Source organism: Actinoallomurus sp. CA-150999, assembly GCF_050942425.1.
GTDB lineage: Bacteria > Actinomycetota > Actinomycetes > Streptosporangiales > Streptosporangiaceae > Actinoallomurus.
Map to the genome: position 1 here is coordinate 6,735,466 of NZ_CP192063.1, position 15,092 is coordinate 6,750,557.

Genomic DNA, 15,092 nt, shown 5'->3' on the forward strand with positions numbered 1-15,092 from the left:
GAGGTCAACGTGTTGCAACAGGCCTTCAACGGCCTGGTGGGCGGGGCGTTCTACGCGCTGCTCGCCCTCGGCCTGTCGGTCATCTTCGGCATGCTCGGCGTCGTCAACTTCGCCCACGGCGCGTTCTACATGCTCGGCGCCTTCGGCGCCTACGTCCTGCTGGACTCCTTCGGCGTGAACTTCTGGCTCGCGCTGGTCGTCGTCCCCGTGCTCCTCGGGCTCGCCGGGATCGTGGTCGAGCGCCTGTTCGTCCGCCGGCTCGCCGCGCTCGACCCGCTCTACAACTTCCTGTTCACCTTCGGCCTCGCGCTCGTCCTGCAGGACGCGGTGAAGCGGAAGTACGGCGTGCAGTCCCAGCCGTACGCCCGGCCGTCGGAGCTGTCCGGCTCGGTGAACCTCGGGCTCTTCGACTACCCGGCCTACCAGGTGTTCGTCCTCGTGCTGTCGGTGCTGGCCTGCGCCGCGGTGTGGCTGGTGCTCACCCGCACCCGGGTCGGCGTGATCGTCCGCGCCGCCACCGAACGTCCCGAGCTGACCCGCGCCCTCGGCATCGACGTGGGCCGCTGGGTCGCCCCGGTGTTCGGCTTCGGCATCGCGCTGGCCGGACTGGCCGGTGTGCTCGCCGCGCCGATGCGCGCGGTGAACCCCCTCATGGGCGCCGACCTGATCATCACGGTGTTCGCCGTCGTGGTGATCGGCGGGCTCGGCTCCATCTTCGGGTCGGTGGCGGCCGGCTTCGGGATCGGGCTGATCTCCGCGCTCGGCAACCTCTACGTCCCCGCTCTGTCCCAGACGCTGGTGTTCATCCTGATGGCCGTCGTCCTGCTGTGGCGTCCCGCCGGGTTGTTCGGACGCGAGGAGGCCGCGCTGTGATCCTGTCCCGTCTGGCCGCCCGGCCGATCCCGCTCGTCGCGGGGCTGCTGGTCGCGCTCCTGCTGCCGTGGATGATCTATCCGCCGGTCGCGATGGACATCGCCTGCTGGGCGCTCTTCGCCGCGGCGGTGGACCTCCTGCTGGGCTTCACCGGGCTGCTGCCGTTCGGGCACGCCGCGTTCTGGGGCGGCTCGGCGTACGTGACCGGGCTGATCGCGCTGCACGTGGGCCTGCCCTTCCCGGTCGCGGTCCTCGGCGGGGCCGCGTTCGCCGCGCTGCTCGCGGTCCCGATCGGGTACCTGTCCGCCCGCCTGCGCGGGATCTACTTCGCCATGGTCACCCTGGCCTTCGCGCAGATGGTGTACTTCGTGGCCAACCAGTGGCGCGGCCTGACCGGCGGGGAGAACGGCCTGCAGGGCGTCCCGCGTGAGCTGTTCGGCGTGGACCTGTCCGACCCGTTCTTCTTCTACTACGCCGGGTTGCCGATCATCCTGCTCGGGCTGTTCGCGGTGTGGCGCATCGTCCGCTCGCCGTTCGGGCGGGTGCTGATCTCGATCCGGGACAACCCGGCCCGCGCGCAGGCCCTCGGCTATCCGGTCGCCCGTTACAAGCTGCTGGCCTTCGTGCTGTCGGCCGGGCTGACCGGGCTGGCCGGCGGCCTGTTCGCGATCAGCCACGGGTTCGCCTCCCTGGACGAGGTCTACTGGACGACGTCGGGGCAGGCGGTGATGATGGTGGTACTCGGCGGTATCGGCACCCTGTGGGGCGGCGCGCTCGGCGCGGCGCTGATCGTCGAGCTGGGCGACTACCTCGCCACGGCCGGCTTCCAGGAGACCGGACTCATCACCGGCGCCATCTTCGCGGTCATCGTGCTGGCGTTCCGCCGGGGCGTCTGGGGCACCGCGCAGGAACTCCTGCGAGCCCGCGCGGCCCGGCGGGCCGCCGGGCGCACCGCCTCGGCCGAGGCGGCACCGGAGCCCGCGCCCGCGGAGTCGTCCGGGAGCCCGGCCGGCAGCAGGCCGACCTGAGCCGGGACGCGCACAACGCATCCCGGGCCGGACCACACGTCCGGCGGCGAAAACCCAGCCTGCCGCATCCGAAGGAGAACGACCCGTGGTCGCGACAACCGCTACCAGCGTGACGCCGCAGCCGGCCGGCGGCCCGGACCTGTCCGGCCGCCGGGCCCTGGTCACCGGTGCCGCCGGCGGCATCGGCCTGGCCTGCGCCCGGCGGATGGCCGTCGCCGGCGCCGAAGTGATCATCGTGGACCTGCGCGCGGAGGCGGCCGAGGCCGCCGCGGCGGAACTCGGCGGCCGGGCGCTCGCCGTGGACCTGTCCGACTCCGCCGCGGTGGAGGCCGTGGACTGCGACGTGGACATCCTCGTCAACAACGCCGGCATGCAGCACGTCGCGCCGATCACCGATTTTCCGCCCGAGATCTTCGCCCGGATCCAGCGCGTCATGGTCGAGGCCCCGTTCCGGCTGGTCCGCCGGGCGCTGCCGGGCATGTACGAACGCGGGTGGGGGCGCATCGTCAACATCTCATCGGTGCACGGCCACCGTGCCTCGCCGTACAAGTCGGCCTACGTGACCGCCAAGCACGCACTGGAGGGCCTGTCGAAGGTGATCGCGCTGGAGGGCGCCCCGCACGGGGTGACCGCCAACTGCGTCAGCCCCGCCTACGTGCGCACGCCGCTCGTGGAGGGCCAGATCGCCGACCAGGCGGCCGCGTACGGTCTGCCGCCCGAGGAGGTCGTCGACCAGGTCATGCTGGCCAAGGCCGCGATCCGGCGGTTGATCGAGCCGGACGAGGTGGCGGAGCTGGTCGCCTACCTGTGCTCGCCGCAGGCCGCGATGATCACAGGATCGTCCGTGACCATCGACGGCGGCTGGACCGCGCACTGACAATGCTGCCCATGAGCTGCGATGTCTTCCTCGAACTGCTGGCCCGGGAAGCCTCGGCTGCGGAGTTCGAGGCTCCGCTGCTGGAGGCGCGCGTCACCGGCGCGGACCCCGACGTGCTGGCCGAACTGGAGACGACGAAGCTGGCCGCGCTGCGGGTGCGCTCGCTGCTGGAGCGGCGCGCCCGCCGCGAGGCGGAGCTGGCCGCGCTCTTCGACACCGCCAGCGACCTGGCCGGGCTGCGCGGCCTGGACGCGGTCCTGGAGGCGATCGTGCGCCGTGCCCGTCGACTGCTGTCCGCCGACGTGTCGTACATGACACTCAGCGACGACGAACGCGGCGACACGTGCATGCGGGTCACCGACGGCTCGGTGTCCGCCGCGTTCCGGGCCCTGCGCATCCCGTTCGGCTCGGGCCTGGCCGGGCTGGTGGCGCAGACCGGCACGCCGTACGCCAGCGGCGACTACTTCGCCGACCAGCGTTTCCACCACCGCAACTACATCGACACGGCGGTCCAGGAGGAGAACCTCGTGGCGATCCTGGGCGTACCGATGCGCCTCGGGTCGCGGGTGATCGGCGTGCTGTTCGCCGCGAACCGCACGGCGCGACCGTTCGTGCCCGAGGAGGTCGCGCTGCTCGGCTCGCTCGCCGCGCACGCCGCGATCGCCATCGACAACGCCCGGCTCCTGGACGAGACGCGGGCCACGCTCGAGGAGCTCAGCGCCGCGAACGAGCTGATCAAGGCGCGCAGCGCCGCGGTCGAGCGCGCCGCGCAGGCGCACGACCGGATGACCGCGCTGGTCGTCCGCGGTGGAGGAGTCCAGGACGTCGCCGCGGTGATCATCGACGTGCTGGGTGGAGCGCTGCTCGCGCTGGATGCCGAGGGCGGGCGGCTCGCCGTGGTCGGCTCGATCGGCGAGCTGAGCGAGGCCGAGATCCGCGACGCGGCCGCCGCGTCACGCGCCCTCGGTCGTGCGGTCCAGCGCGGCGACCTGTGGGTCGCCTCGATCGCGGCGGGCGCCGAGGTGCTCGGCACCTTCGTCCTGCGCGCGCCGGGCGCGGGCGAACTGTCCGGCAGCGACCAGCGCATCCTCGAGCGCGGGGCGCTGGTCACCGCGCTGCTCCTGCTGTTCCGCCGCAGCGTCGCCGAGGCCGAGGAGCGAGTACGCGGCGAGTTGCTGGACGACCTGCTCACCGGCCGGGTGACCGACGTGGACGCGTTGCGCGCCCGGGCCCGCCCGGTCGGCGTCGACCTCGACGCGCCGCACGTCCTCGTGGTCGTCCGCCACGACGGCGACCGGCCTCGGGCCGGTTTCTGGGCCGCCTCGTACGCCTCGGCCGCGCACGGCCTGGTCGCCACCCGGGGCGACGAGATCGTCCTCCTACTGCCCGGCCTGGATCCAGGCGGTGCCGCACGGCGGGTGGCCCGGGAGTGCGGGGCCTCCCTCGGCACGCCGGCCACGGCGGGCGCGGCCGGCCCGGTGCGCAGCCCCGGGGAGGCGGCGGCCGCCTACCAGGAGGCCGGCCGATGCGCCGACGCGCTGCTCGCGCTCGGCCGCGCCGGAGACGGCGCCGGCGCGGCCGAGCTCGGTTTCGTGGGCCTGCTGATCGGCGACGGCCGGGACGTGGAGAGCTTCCTGGCCACCGCGCTCGGCCCGGTGATCGACTACGACGAACGGCGGGGAACCAAACTGGTGCGGACGTTGGAGGCCTACTTCGAGGCCGGCGGCAGCCTGTCCAGGGCCGCAGAGCGGCTGCACATCCACGTCAACACCGTTACGCAGCGGCTCGACCGCGTCGGCAAGCTGCTGGGCGAGCGCTGGCAGTCGCCCGAGCACGCCCTGGAGATCCAGCTCGCCCTGCGCCTGTATCGACTCAGCGTCCCCGGCGGCCCGGCCGGCGACCGCTGAGCGCGGGGATCTGATCGCCGGAAGCACCCGGGACCTTGTTCCCCGATATCAGATGATCTGGCGGCGCAGCAGCAGGGCGAACATGCCGGCGGCGGGAAGCAGCGGCAGCCACACGGTGATCACCCGGTAGCCGAGCACCGCTCCAACGGCCACGGTGGATGATGCGCCTGTGGCGGCCAGCCCCGCGACCAGCGCCACGTCCAGCCCGCCGATCCCACCGGGCGAGGGGATGAGAGCCGCCACGGACGACACGCCCAGGTAGATCACCAAGACGCTGCCGAGCGCGATGGGCACTCGCAGGCTCCGGAGTGTCGAGAACAGCACGAGCGTGTGGAAGAACGGCAGGGTCAGCGAGCCCAGCCACAGCGCCGCAGCACGACCCGGGTGCCGGAGAACCGCCTTCAGCTCCTCCATCTCACGCACCATCTGCCGGGCGGCCGACGCCGCCCGCGCGGTGAGCCGGCCGAGCCACCGTCTCGGCCGCTTCAGCGTCAGCGCGAACGCGGCCGCCGCCGCGACCGTGCCGATCGCCAGCGCCGCGCCCGGCCCGGGATGTGTCAGCGGCCCGGTGGGCAGCGGCACGCGGACGCCCAGCCGGCCCACCGTGGACGGGGCGATCAGGACAACGCCCGCCAACAGGGTGAGGTGCGTGATGCCGGTCGCCAGGGAGTTCAACCCGACGGCGCCCACGGCCGAGCCACGGCTGATGCCGTGCCGCTGCATGAATCGCACGTTGACCGCGATGCCGCCCGAGCCTGCGGGCAGCAGATGGTTCACGAAGGACGCGGCGACCTGCACCGCGAACACCCGCGCCACCGGGAGGCGTACCGGCATCGACCCGAGCAGCGACGCCGTGCACGCCGCCCACAGCGCCACGGTGCCGAGCACGGCGAGCAGCAGCCACTCCCCGTCGGCACCGGCCAGACTGTCGCCGCCCGCGTCGACGGCCGAGCGGTGCATGACTCCCAGCACGACGACGGCGCCGGCGACACCGGCACCCAGCAGCACCTTGGTAAGCGACGAGCCCGATCGCCGGGAGTGTTCGGTCACGCCAGCCCCATTCCCTACCGCCGTTCAGCTCCGGAAGTGCCACCGACTACTACTGAAATAGTAGCCCGACCCAGCCGAATCCCCGAGATCGACTCGGTCGCCGCCAGCCTCAACGCCACCGCCGAACGCCTCGGCGCCCTGCTCGCCCGCGAACGCGCCTTCTCCGCCGACGCCTCCCACCAGCTGCCCGATCACGGTCAGCGCATTCGGCACCCACACCAAGCTGGTGCGGTCAACCCAGTTTCTGGCGGGCCTTGTTGTAGGCGGCGGTGGCGAAGGCATCCATCTGGGCCTTGGTCACCTCCCCCTGCATGAAGACCACGCCGACGTAGCCGTTGCCGACGAACGTCACGACCCATGTACGCCGGCTGTTCGGCGACGACGGTGTGAGTACGGCACCGCGGGAACCGTTGCCGAGCAACGGCGGCGGCTTCTCCTCGAAGGTCAGGGTGTTCCCCTGATGACTCACCCGGACCGTGCGGCAGCCGGGCTGCGGGCCGGTGCCCAGCGCCGCCTGCCGGGACTGACCGGCCGACGAGACCAGTTCCTCCCACGCCTGTACGCCGCCGGGCGAGGTGTCCCCTGGCTTGCGGAATGCCACTACGGACGCGGCCGCCGTGCCGAACTGTTTCCCGTCGGGGCCGGCCCAGAGCGCGCAGTTCATGGGCTTGACGGTCGCGCCCGGTGGCGTCTGCTGTACGCCGGCGGCCATGGTGGCAGCCGGAAGCGATGAGTACGGCCCGCTCTTCGGTGCCATGATCGGGATCAGCTGCTGAAAGCTCGGCAGCAGCGCGTCTTCGAACGGGTCCCGTGCCACGGCCGGCTGTGCCGTCCGTGCCGTCCGGCGCGAAGGCCGATCTTCTTTCACCGCCGGAGAGCCCGCACAGCCCCCGACGGCCGCGACGATCAGCGTCGTAGCCGACCACCGCAGCAGTGCCCTACCCATTGTCTCTCCGATCACGGGTCATAGAGGGTCCGGTTCGGGCCATTCTCGAGTTGTCTTCGTACGGCCCGTTCAAAGGATTTCTGGCCATCGGCCGTCGGGTGAAACGTCCCCGTATCCGCGGAAGGAAGTAGCTTACCCGCCTTGCAGTTCTCGTTCGAGGTCGACAGGCCAAGGCCGATGCACATGCCGATCCCGTTCACCCACGGATCCTGGGAGGTGATCTCGTGTCCCTTCAGCCCATCCGAGTTGTCGACATACTCAACACTGCCCATTTTCTGCTGGCCGTTCCCATAGAACTTCTGGTCTGCGGCGTTGACCGCTTGAATGATCCGGCGGTTCAGCTCATCGGCCATCCGGTTCAGGAACGCCTGATCACCTTTAGTGATGGTGGCGTAGCCCTTTTCCGGTGGAATGGGGAACAGGTGCGGGTATCCCACGACAAGGATCCGGGCGTTCGGTGCTCTTTGGTGGATGGCCTCGAGGAACTGCTCATACTTTGAGGGGTCGCCACCGAACAGGGCGTTGACATCATTTTCGATCTGCGCCCGCTGTGCCTGGCATCGGTCGGGCTGGGGGGCGCTTCCCGGCCAGAGGTCACCGGGAGAGAAGTGAGCGTCGAGGACGCAGTTCTTCATCACGTCCGCGAAGTGAACGTCGTTGCCTCCGACACTCAGCGTCACCAGCGTCGTACGTGGGTTGAGCGCACCGATTTGCGACCCTTCTCCGTGCCACCCGTTGAGGATGCCATCGGTCGTGGCGCCGCTGCACGCGACGAAATTCGAGCCGTCACGGAACGTGAAGTCGTGCTGAAGGCCCTGCGAATACGCTCCGGCCGCTCGGTGACAGCCGGTGTTCCCGCTGGTTCCCAGGTACTGCTCGGCGGCGCCTTCCCCGGAGGAGTAGGAGTCGCCCAGCGCGACGTATCCGCCCTTGGTGGCGGCGGTCACCGGGTCCGAAGGGTGGATCGGGTTGTTCGCCGTGGGACAGAATGCCTGGCAATGATTCGAACCGTGGCCGGACGCAACGCGCGGCTGCTTGCCGCAGTCTCCGGATGAGAATATCTTGCAGATCGCCGACTTGCCGCCCGATTCCGCCCTGCCGGGAAGGCCGGCCGCGAACACGCCTGCCACCACGACCGCGAGAACCAGCAGAAGCGCGGCGTACTCGAGTGTCGCTATCCCTTTTTCGCTGTCCCGTAGTCGCACAACACCTCCCCATCACATTGATGGGGACACGATAAGAAATCGCGCCCGCCGACGCCTGGGCCCACTGACCCAAATTTGGGCCTAAACTCGTGGGCCGCCCTGCGACATTCAGCCGGCGAGAATGCCGACAAGAGCTCCGGCGAGCATGAACGGGCCGAACGGGATCTCGGACTTTCGCGATGCGCGACGAGTGATCAGTGCACCAGCGGCGTACAGGCCGCCGAGGCCGAATCCGGCGAGTGTGCCGAGCCACCATGCCTGCGCCCCGAGCCAGCCGAGATAGAGGCCGAGCAATCCGGACAACTTGACGTCGCCCCAGCCGATCGCGCCAGGCGCGAAGAAGTGCTGCAGGGCATAGAGCGCCCACAACGCGGCCAGCCCGGTGAGGGCGTGCGCGAGCCGCATCGGATGGCCGCCGAGGAGCGCCGCGCCGCTCAGCAGTGCGAGGCCGACGAGGTACGACGGGAGGGTGAACGGGTCCGGTAGACGTTTCACCGCGACGTCGATGAAGGCGAGCAGCGCGCCCACGACCGCCAGGTAGAGATAGGCGGGCAGGTCGGCTCGCCCGGAGAACCGCCAGGCGAGCGCGCCGAACGCGACGGCCGTGGTCACCGCGATGCCGGGCCGGGTCGCGCGGATCGGCCGCTCGAAGTAGCTCGACGCCAGTGGTGCGCAGAGCCAGCCGGCGACCGCGCCGCCGACGGTGCACAGTGGTACCAGCCAGCTGAGCAAGGGCTCGCCTTCCCCGGTCAGATCAGTACCAATGCGGCCAGTGACTGAGCCAGAAGGCGTAGGCGGCGCATGGGTTTCCGTAGACGCTGGAAATGTAATCGAAGCCCCAGCGGATCTGGGTGACCGGGTTGGTCAGATAGTCGCCGCCGTACTTGGCCATCTTCACCGCCGGCAGCGCCTGCGGGATTCCGTACGCGCCGCTGGTGGGATTGAGCGCGAGATGGTTCCAGCCGCTCTCGCCCGTCCAGAGCTTGTCGAGGCAGACCCAGTTCGCGCCGGTCCAGCCGTACATGTCGGCGAGTTGCCGCCCGGTCTCACGATCGCGCGTCGTGTAGTCCGGATCGAACGCGGTCGGGTCCTCCTCGTCCACCAGACGCACGGCGAACATCCGTCGGGCAGCGTCAAAGCCCCGCGTCTGGAGACCGTTACAGAAGATCCCGATGGTCGGCGGGATGAAGCCCTTTCCGTGCTTCTTGCCGTCGTGGAAGCCCCGTGGCCCGCACGCGGGGAATGCGACGCGGGCGATCGCCGTCGCCATCCCGTGCAGACCCCGTTCGCCGTGTTCGCAGGTGAAATGCATCGGCGCCTGATCAGTGCCCGGCTTGGGCTGGCACGCCCGCGTGTGCAGCGTGACCTTCACGGTGAGGCCGAAGTATCCGGACGCGTGCACCTCGTCGACGACCGCGCCATTCCTGGCGGCGTAGTCACGTGCGGCCCCCGCCGAACTGCCGAGGTAGATCTCCCCGTCCGGGATGAGCCCCCGGGCGATGTCGGTGGCGCCTCTGTCGCGGATCTCCGCCGCGGCGGCCAGCGCGGAGGCGTCCGCCGCCGTCTGGGCCCTGGTCCGCAGGCCGTTGGCACGGGCGATTTTGCTGAGGAGCAATGTGGCCGCGACCAGCACCAATGCCATTGTGACCACGAGAATCGTCGTGGCCGCGCCTTTGTCCGCGCGTCGCCTCATGTAAAACCCTCGCCTTGCCGAGTACGGGCTTCCTCGGATCAAGAACCTAGAGGTCGGGGTGACCGGTGAACAGGGCCCGCGGGCCCAAAAGCGAGTGGGCCCGCAGCGCCTTAATCGAGTGCCAGCGAACGGCCGATCGAAGTGACGATCGAGAAGTCATAATGCTCGGTGAGAAATCCGATCCGCACATCGACTACGGTGCCGTTCTTCAACTGCGCGAACCAGTCCACGGTGTGCAGCCGCTGCGACGATGTGCCGATACAGCCGTTGCACTCCTTGCGCACCCGATAGCCGGTGCTGCCGTCCACGTCGATGCGTTCCTGCCCGATCAGCTGGAAGCCGCGCTGGGTCCGGCTGATCCGCAGGAAGTCCGACACCACATCGTCGAGCAGTTGCGCGCGGCCCCAGTACGTCAGGATGTCGAACGATCCGGCCGCCGTCGACACCTCGAACAATGATCCGGGAACGGCTCGCCGGTCCGAAGCCGACCGTGCCCACGCTTTCGGATATCCGACTGAGAATCCCTCTCCGCGGTACCGCCTCAACGACGCGTCGAGCTTCGGGTCGTCCTTCAGGCCGAGACACCCGGATGTCGTGAGGATGGCCGGCACGAACGTGACGGCCGCCAGGAACCGGCGGCCATTTCCACGTCCCCCTCTTCGCCTGCGCATGAGACAAAGGATCGCGTCAGGAACGAAATTCTCGCCAGGGCCCGGGGACCCTTTGTCGCTGGGCCCCCGGGCGAAACTCGGACGAGTCCGATCACCTGACCGGCACGCTGCCCACATCGATCTTCTCGGCGAACCAGCTGATCTGCACGTCCATCGTGCTCAGGGCCGCCGGCGGCTTGTAGACGCCGGAGTAGGTGACGCTGCCGTTCGGGTGGAGGACCTGCGTGGCATAGACGGCCTCGCTCGTCGAGCTGCACACGCACACGCCCTGACCGTCGCGCGACGGCCAGTAGCGCATCTGCCCGGCCCTGTCGACGAGACTGGCCCCGGACGTCGTGGTGGCACCCGGGTACTCCAGTGAGAGCCACTTGTCGAACGACCCGCCGATCATCTGATCCTGGGCGCCGACATCGGTGACCGTCCAGACGAGTGTCACGAGGCCGCTCGGCTCGCGATGCAGACTGTTGACGTCGAACCGGAGGTTGTCGGCCCCTTCGATGGTGGTGTTCCCATCCGCGTGGAAGTTCGGGCGCGCGGTGGCGAGCACGGGGAGCCTCCCCTCGCCGCTCCACCGGAACGCCGGACCCGCGGACGCCGCGGTGGTCTGCGGCTCCGGGGGCTTGGCGAACGCCACGGTCACCCGGCGGTTCCGCTTCCGTCCCGATTCGTCGTCGTTCTTGGCCACCGGGTTCTGTGATCCGTGGCCGGCCGGCCGGAAGGTGATGCCCTGCCTGGTCACCAGGCTCTTCAGCGCGTCCTGCACGGCCTGGGCCCGCTGTTCGGACAGCGGCTGGTTCACGGCGTCGGTACCGGTGTTGTCGGTGTAGCCGTCGATCTTGACGGTGTCGCCCCTGGACCTGTCGATCTGCTGGGCCACTCCCTGCAGTACGCCTCTGGCCTTCGACGTCAGAACGGCTTTGTCGTAGGCGAACAGCACATCGGCGGAGAGCCGCATCGTCCGATCGTTGTCGTCGTCATCGACGTCCTGTACGGCCGATTCGCTGCTGTTCACCAGTGAGCGGACGTTCGGCTGCCCCAATGAGACCTTCGCCGGATCCACGCTCTGCCCGGGAGCCGGGGGTGCCTGCCCCACACCGATCGGCACGTCGGCGAACTGCACAGTGTCGGGGACCGACAACGTCACCCGGGTCGTTCGAGGATCCGCGTAGACGGCGTACAACTCCTGCGGCTTGCCCGGGGCCACCTCCACATTGGTGACATCACTGCAGAGGCAGGAGCCGGTGCTGGTCGTCATGGGGTAATAGACCTTGTCGCCGACACCGTCCACGAGGGCGATGCCGTTCGCGAGTTCCGAGCCCGGCGAGTTGGGCGCCATGTCCTTCAGCGCCGTGAGCAGCCGGAGTCTCCGCTGGCCGTCATTGACGATGCGCAGGCGGACCGTGACGGTGTTCCGCGCGGTCCGGCCGACGGCGAGCAGGTCGACGTGAGCCGGGCCGTCCTCGTGCTCCATCGGCTCGGACGCGATCGGCTTCTCGCTCACAGGCCCGCCACCGGCCGGTTTTCGACCGTCCGGCTTCTCGCCGTCGCCGCTGCACCCGGGAACCGTCAGCATCAGCGCCGATGCAGCGGCGGTGAAACGCATGAACGCCGCTCTGCCGGAAAGCCTGTCCGCCTTGAACGCACGCATTTCTTCTGAAGCCCGCATTATTTCCTCTCTGGTCACCGGGAACAGCAATGCGGCGGAGGAGACCACCGGGAGTGGTCTCCTCCGCCGCACGAGGAAGGGGTTCTGTCATCCGCCGGCCGAGCTGAACACCTTGTTGACGGCCGAGACCGCCTTGGACTTGATGGTCTGGTCGATACCAGACCCGTGAACAGCGGCGACAATGAGCGCGACGATGAACAGGAGGGCAATGTACTCGACGATGCTGGCGCCACGATCATCGCCGACATAACGCTTCTTAATACGCTTTGCATTGTCCTCGACGAGAGTCGAAAGAATTACGAAGAACGGAATCATCTGGTCCTCCCGGGTGCGTTCCCGATTCGTCTTTGACAGCAAAGACGTTACGGACCCGCAAGCAAGGTTCCCAGGGCCTTCCGGCCCGGTTTCCGTTAGGGCGGGGGCCCATTTTCTCCTGGGTCCCGAGTCCCACGACCCGGCCGGTCACGACCAGCCCTTCCGGGCCGTTCCCGATCCCAGCCACAGGGCGATCGCCGCCGCCCTCGTGGTCACCCCGAGCTTGGCGTAGATGTGATTGACGTGATTCTTGATCGTCTTGTCCGCGAGGAACAGCCGGGCCGCGATGGCGCCATTGGGATAGCCCTGGGCGACGAGTTCCATGACCTCCATCTCGCGAGCGGACAGACCGAAGCGGCTGCGCGGAGACTCCGGTGGCGCTTTCGCCTGGTTCTGCACCGCGCCGACGAGGACCGCGGCAGCTACCGGAGAAAGCGGATTGGCACCGCTCACCGTCTCGCGTACGGCATCGAGGAGTTCCGCAGGCGTGAAGGTGCCGTGCACGAGATAACCGGCCGCGCCGTTGCCGATGGCCGCACGGATGATCTCCGGCGTGGCGGTGTACGTCAGCATGAGCACCCGCGTCGTCGCCGCGAGCCGCTGCGCCGCCGTCACGCCGTCGATCAGCGGCATCCGCACGTCGAGCAGCACCAGGTCGGGACGGTGTCGCTCGGCGAGGACGATGGCCTTCTCCCCGTCAGCCGCCTCGCCAAGCACCTCCACACCGCCCGCCTCCAGCAACGAGACCAGGCCGGACCGGACGACGACGTTGTCGTCCGCGACGATTACTCTGGGAGATCCCACTCAGATCACCTCCGCGACGCGCAGACCACCAGGCGATGCTCCGGCCACCGGGAACGTCACGGTGACCGTGGTGCCCGCCTTCGGCTCGGACCTCAGCGAGACGGCGCCACCGGCCCGTTCGGCACGTTCCCGCAGACCGAGCAGCCCGTAGTGCCCGTCTCTCGCCAGATCCTCGAGACTCCTCAACTCGAAGCCCTCTCCGTCGTCCCGGATCGTCAGGACCACGCCGCCGCGCTCCGCGGCGAGCCGTACGTCGACCGAGGTCGCGGCCGCGTGCCGTACGACGTTCGTGAGCGCCTCCGAGCAGATGGCCACCGCCTCATAGCGGGCACGCAGCGGCAGGTCGGCCCCGGAGTCGATGTCGCATCGGACGCTGATCCCATGGGCGTCACGCCAGCTCTCCGCGATCGCGCGTACGGCCATCGGCAACGGCATGGTGATCCTCTCGTCCCGTAGCCCGTTGATGAGATTGCGCGCCTCACGGGAGGCGACCTCGACATCGGCGGCGATGCGGACCGACTCCTTGACCGCCCGGTCGGGATCCTGGTGTGCCCACATCGGCAGCGCCGCCGTGGCCATCGCGATGCCGCGCAGTGTCTTGGCGAGTGAGTCGTGCATCTCACGCGCCAGCCACGTCCGTTCCTCGGCGGCGGCCGCCGTGGACTCGGCCTCGGCCTGGTCGTCGATGAGCTTGCGGAGCGCCACTCCCGCGAAGCCGATCAGTGGGTAGTACAACGGCTGACCCGCGAGGGCCTGGAACGTCTGGTCGGCGGCCGGCACGTGACCGCCGGCCAGGGTCAGGTAGTACCAGAACACCTGGATCGCGGAGATGGCCAGCATGCCCGGCCAGCGGAAGAGCAGCCCGGCGACCCCGGCGGTGATCACGGTCGAGAGGAAGAACGGTCCCGTGGGCCCGCCGAGCCTGAGCGCGGTGAACGACGCGGCCACGTCCGCCGCCACCAGCAGCGGGTGCAGCAGCAGACGCGGCACGATCAACTGCCAGTGGCGGGCGGCGATCCAGGAAAGCGCCGCGAAGGAGAGCAGCAGCACCACGGCCGTCGGTGGGTGCGCCGGCAGGATCAGGACCAGCGTGACCATTGCCGTGAGGGTTCGCAGCTGCATGAGCAACCGGAACGCCGCCCCGACCCGGGCCGGCACCATCGGATCAGCGAAGGAGGCCACCGAGATCAGCTCCTGAGGAGTAGAATATCCCGCCCACGACGATCGCCATGATCGCCGGGAGAGTCAGGGCCGCCGAGACGGCCGTGATCCGTGGGGTGATGCGCTGTGCCTTGCGTTTGGCCCACTGCGCCGACTCCCGGCGCATGTCCGTGCTGAGCTCCATGAGCGCCGTGGCCAGCGGAGCGCCGAGCTCCTCCGCCTGCAGGATGGCCGTGACGAACTGACCGAGCATCTCCGCCCGGTTGCGCCGGCGCAGGTCCTCGAACGCCTCGCGGCGCGGGGTGCCCAGCTCCATCTGCTGCAGCGAGATGGTGAACTCCTCGGCCAGCGCGCCGGGCATGCTCTCGGCGACCCGGCTCAGCGCGTGCCGGAAACCCAGCCCGGCCGTGACCGTGACCGCGAGCACATCGAGGAAGTCGGGCAGCATGCGCTCGATCTCGTCCTGACGCTGCCGCGTACGCACGGCGAGCAGCAGTTCGTTCTGCCCGACCCCGAACATGAGCAGGATGCCGAAGAACGTCTGTCCCTGCAGCACGAACAGGATCCCCGGCAGCACGAAGAGGATGATGAGCCCGGCGGTCTGGCGGGCGTACGACTCGACGGTCATGTCGCCGGGCCGGCCGGCCGCGTCGATCCGGCGCCGGATCTGCCGGCGCCTCGGTCCGAGGAACTCCAGCATGGGACGCGTGAACGGGCGCCCCAGCACGTCGGCGAGCTGGTTCAGGATCGTTCCGTCGCTCCGCGCCTTCTGTTTCTCCGGCGGCGTGAGGATGTCGTGCGCCACTCGCTCACCGGACCTCATGAGCGCGAATCCCCAGACTCCGAGCACGAAGCAGAGCGCCGCGGCCGCGGCCATCAACAGGATCTCCATCAGG

At 69.4% G+C, this 15,092-nt stretch carries 15 protein-coding genes; 4 read left to right on the forward strand and 11 right to left on the reverse strand.

The genetic code is table 11. The annotated features are described in order from the left end of the window. Positions 1 to 9 precede the first annotated feature (9 nt). The 4 genes from ACQP2O_RS31195 (at position 10) to ACQP2O_RS31210 (ending at position 4,685) form a co-directional block, all read left to right on the forward strand. The gene (locus ACQP2O_RS31195) at positions 10 to 873 is read left to right on the forward strand and encodes a branched-chain amino acid ABC transporter permease (RefSeq protein ID WP_433171243.1); all 864 of its coding nucleotides are present in this window, start codon (positions 10 to 12) and stop codon (positions 871 to 873) included. Then, on the forward strand, positions 870 to 1,901 hold the full coding sequence (locus ACQP2O_RS31200) for a branched-chain amino acid ABC transporter permease (protein WP_433171246.1): 1,032 nt from the start codon (positions 870 to 872) through the stop codon (positions 1,899 to 1,901). The genes ACQP2O_RS31195 and ACQP2O_RS31200 overlap by 4 nt, the downstream gene beginning before the upstream one ends. 85 nt (positions 1,902 to 1,986) lie before the next feature. Continuing rightward, positions 1,987 to 2,778 (forward strand): 3-hydroxybutyrate dehydrogenase, encoded by a 792-nt coding sequence (locus tag ACQP2O_RS31205; RefSeq protein WP_433171249.1) that lies wholly within the window; start codon positions 1,987 to 1,989, stop codon positions 2,776 to 2,778. Between the two features lie 11 nt (positions 2,779 to 2,789). Beyond that, complete coding sequence (locus ACQP2O_RS31210; protein ID WP_433171251.1) at positions 2,790 to 4,685, forward strand: helix-turn-helix domain-containing protein; 1,896 nt, start codon at positions 2,790 to 2,792, stop codon at positions 4,683 to 4,685. A 48-nt stretch (positions 4,686 to 4,733) separates the two neighbouring features. On the opposite strand, the gene ACQP2O_RS31215 is transcribed toward ACQP2O_RS31210, so the two are convergent. The 11 genes from ACQP2O_RS31215 to ACQP2O_RS31265 all read right to left on the reverse strand — a co-directional run bounded on the left by ACQP2O_RS31215 (position 4,734) and on the right by ACQP2O_RS31265 (position 15,088). After that, the gene (locus tag ACQP2O_RS31215) at positions 4,734 to 5,735 is read right to left on the reverse strand and encodes a lysylphosphatidylglycerol synthase transmembrane domain-containing protein (RefSeq protein ID WP_433171253.1); all 1,002 of its coding nucleotides are present in this window, start codon (positions 5,733 to 5,735) and stop codon (positions 4,734 to 4,736) included. A gap of 232 nt (positions 5,736 to 5,967) precedes the next feature. Next, a complete protein-coding gene (locus ACQP2O_RS31220; protein ID WP_433171255.1) occupies positions 5,968 to 6,681 on the reverse strand; it encodes a hypothetical protein in 714 nt (237 codons plus the stop codon). An 11-nt stretch (positions 6,682 to 6,692) separates the two neighbouring features. After that, positions 6,693 to 7,886: an SGNH/GDSL hydrolase family protein gene (locus tag ACQP2O_RS31225; RefSeq protein WP_433171257.1), complete on the reverse strand. Its 1,194-nt coding sequence runs from the start codon at positions 7,884 to 7,886 to the stop codon at positions 6,693 to 6,695. Positions 7,887 to 7,994: 108 nt separating this feature from the next. After that, on the reverse strand, positions 7,995 to 8,618 hold the full coding sequence (locus tag ACQP2O_RS31230) for a prepilin peptidase (protein ID WP_433171259.1): 624 nt from the start codon (positions 8,616 to 8,618) through the stop codon (positions 7,995 to 7,997). A 22-nt stretch (positions 8,619 to 8,640) separates the two neighbouring features. Further along, positions 8,641 to 9,579 carry a pilus assembly protein TadG-related protein gene (locus ACQP2O_RS31235; RefSeq protein ID WP_433171261.1) on the reverse strand — a complete coding sequence of 313 codons (939 nt, stop codon included), beginning with the start codon at positions 9,577 to 9,579 and terminating at the stop codon, positions 8,641 to 8,643. A 110-nt stretch (positions 9,580 to 9,689) separates the two neighbouring features. Continuing rightward, positions 9,690 to 10,250: a hypothetical protein gene (locus ACQP2O_RS31240; RefSeq protein WP_433171263.1), complete on the reverse strand. Its 561-nt coding sequence runs from the start codon at positions 10,248 to 10,250 to the stop codon at positions 9,690 to 9,692. 91 nt (positions 10,251 to 10,341) lie between these two features. Further along, the gene (locus ACQP2O_RS31245) at positions 10,342 to 11,751 is read right to left on the reverse strand and encodes an OmpA family protein (protein ID WP_433171266.1); all 1,410 of its coding nucleotides are present in this window, start codon (positions 11,749 to 11,751) and stop codon (positions 10,342 to 10,344) included. Between the two features lie 252 nt (positions 11,752 to 12,003). Next, on the reverse strand, positions 12,004 to 12,231 hold the full coding sequence (locus ACQP2O_RS31250) for a hypothetical protein (RefSeq protein WP_360884395.1): 228 nt from the start codon (positions 12,229 to 12,231) through the stop codon (positions 12,004 to 12,006). A gap of 147 nt (positions 12,232 to 12,378) precedes the next feature. Beyond that, the gene (locus ACQP2O_RS31255) at positions 12,379 to 13,035 is read right to left on the reverse strand and encodes a response regulator (protein ID WP_433171269.1); all 657 of its coding nucleotides are present in this window, start codon (positions 13,033 to 13,035) and stop codon (positions 12,379 to 12,381) included. Beyond that, positions 13,036 to 14,217 carry a sensor histidine kinase gene (locus ACQP2O_RS31260; RefSeq protein WP_433171271.1) on the reverse strand — a complete coding sequence of 394 codons (1,182 nt, stop codon included), beginning with the start codon at positions 14,215 to 14,217 and terminating at the stop codon, positions 13,036 to 13,038. Then, positions 14,201 to 15,088, reverse strand: a complete 888-nt coding sequence (locus ACQP2O_RS31265) for a type II secretion system F family protein (RefSeq protein ID WP_433171273.1) — start codon at positions 15,086 to 15,088, stop codon at positions 14,201 to 14,203. The genes ACQP2O_RS31260 and ACQP2O_RS31265 overlap by 17 nt, the downstream gene beginning before the upstream one ends. Positions 15,089 to 15,092: the final 4 nt, after the last annotated feature.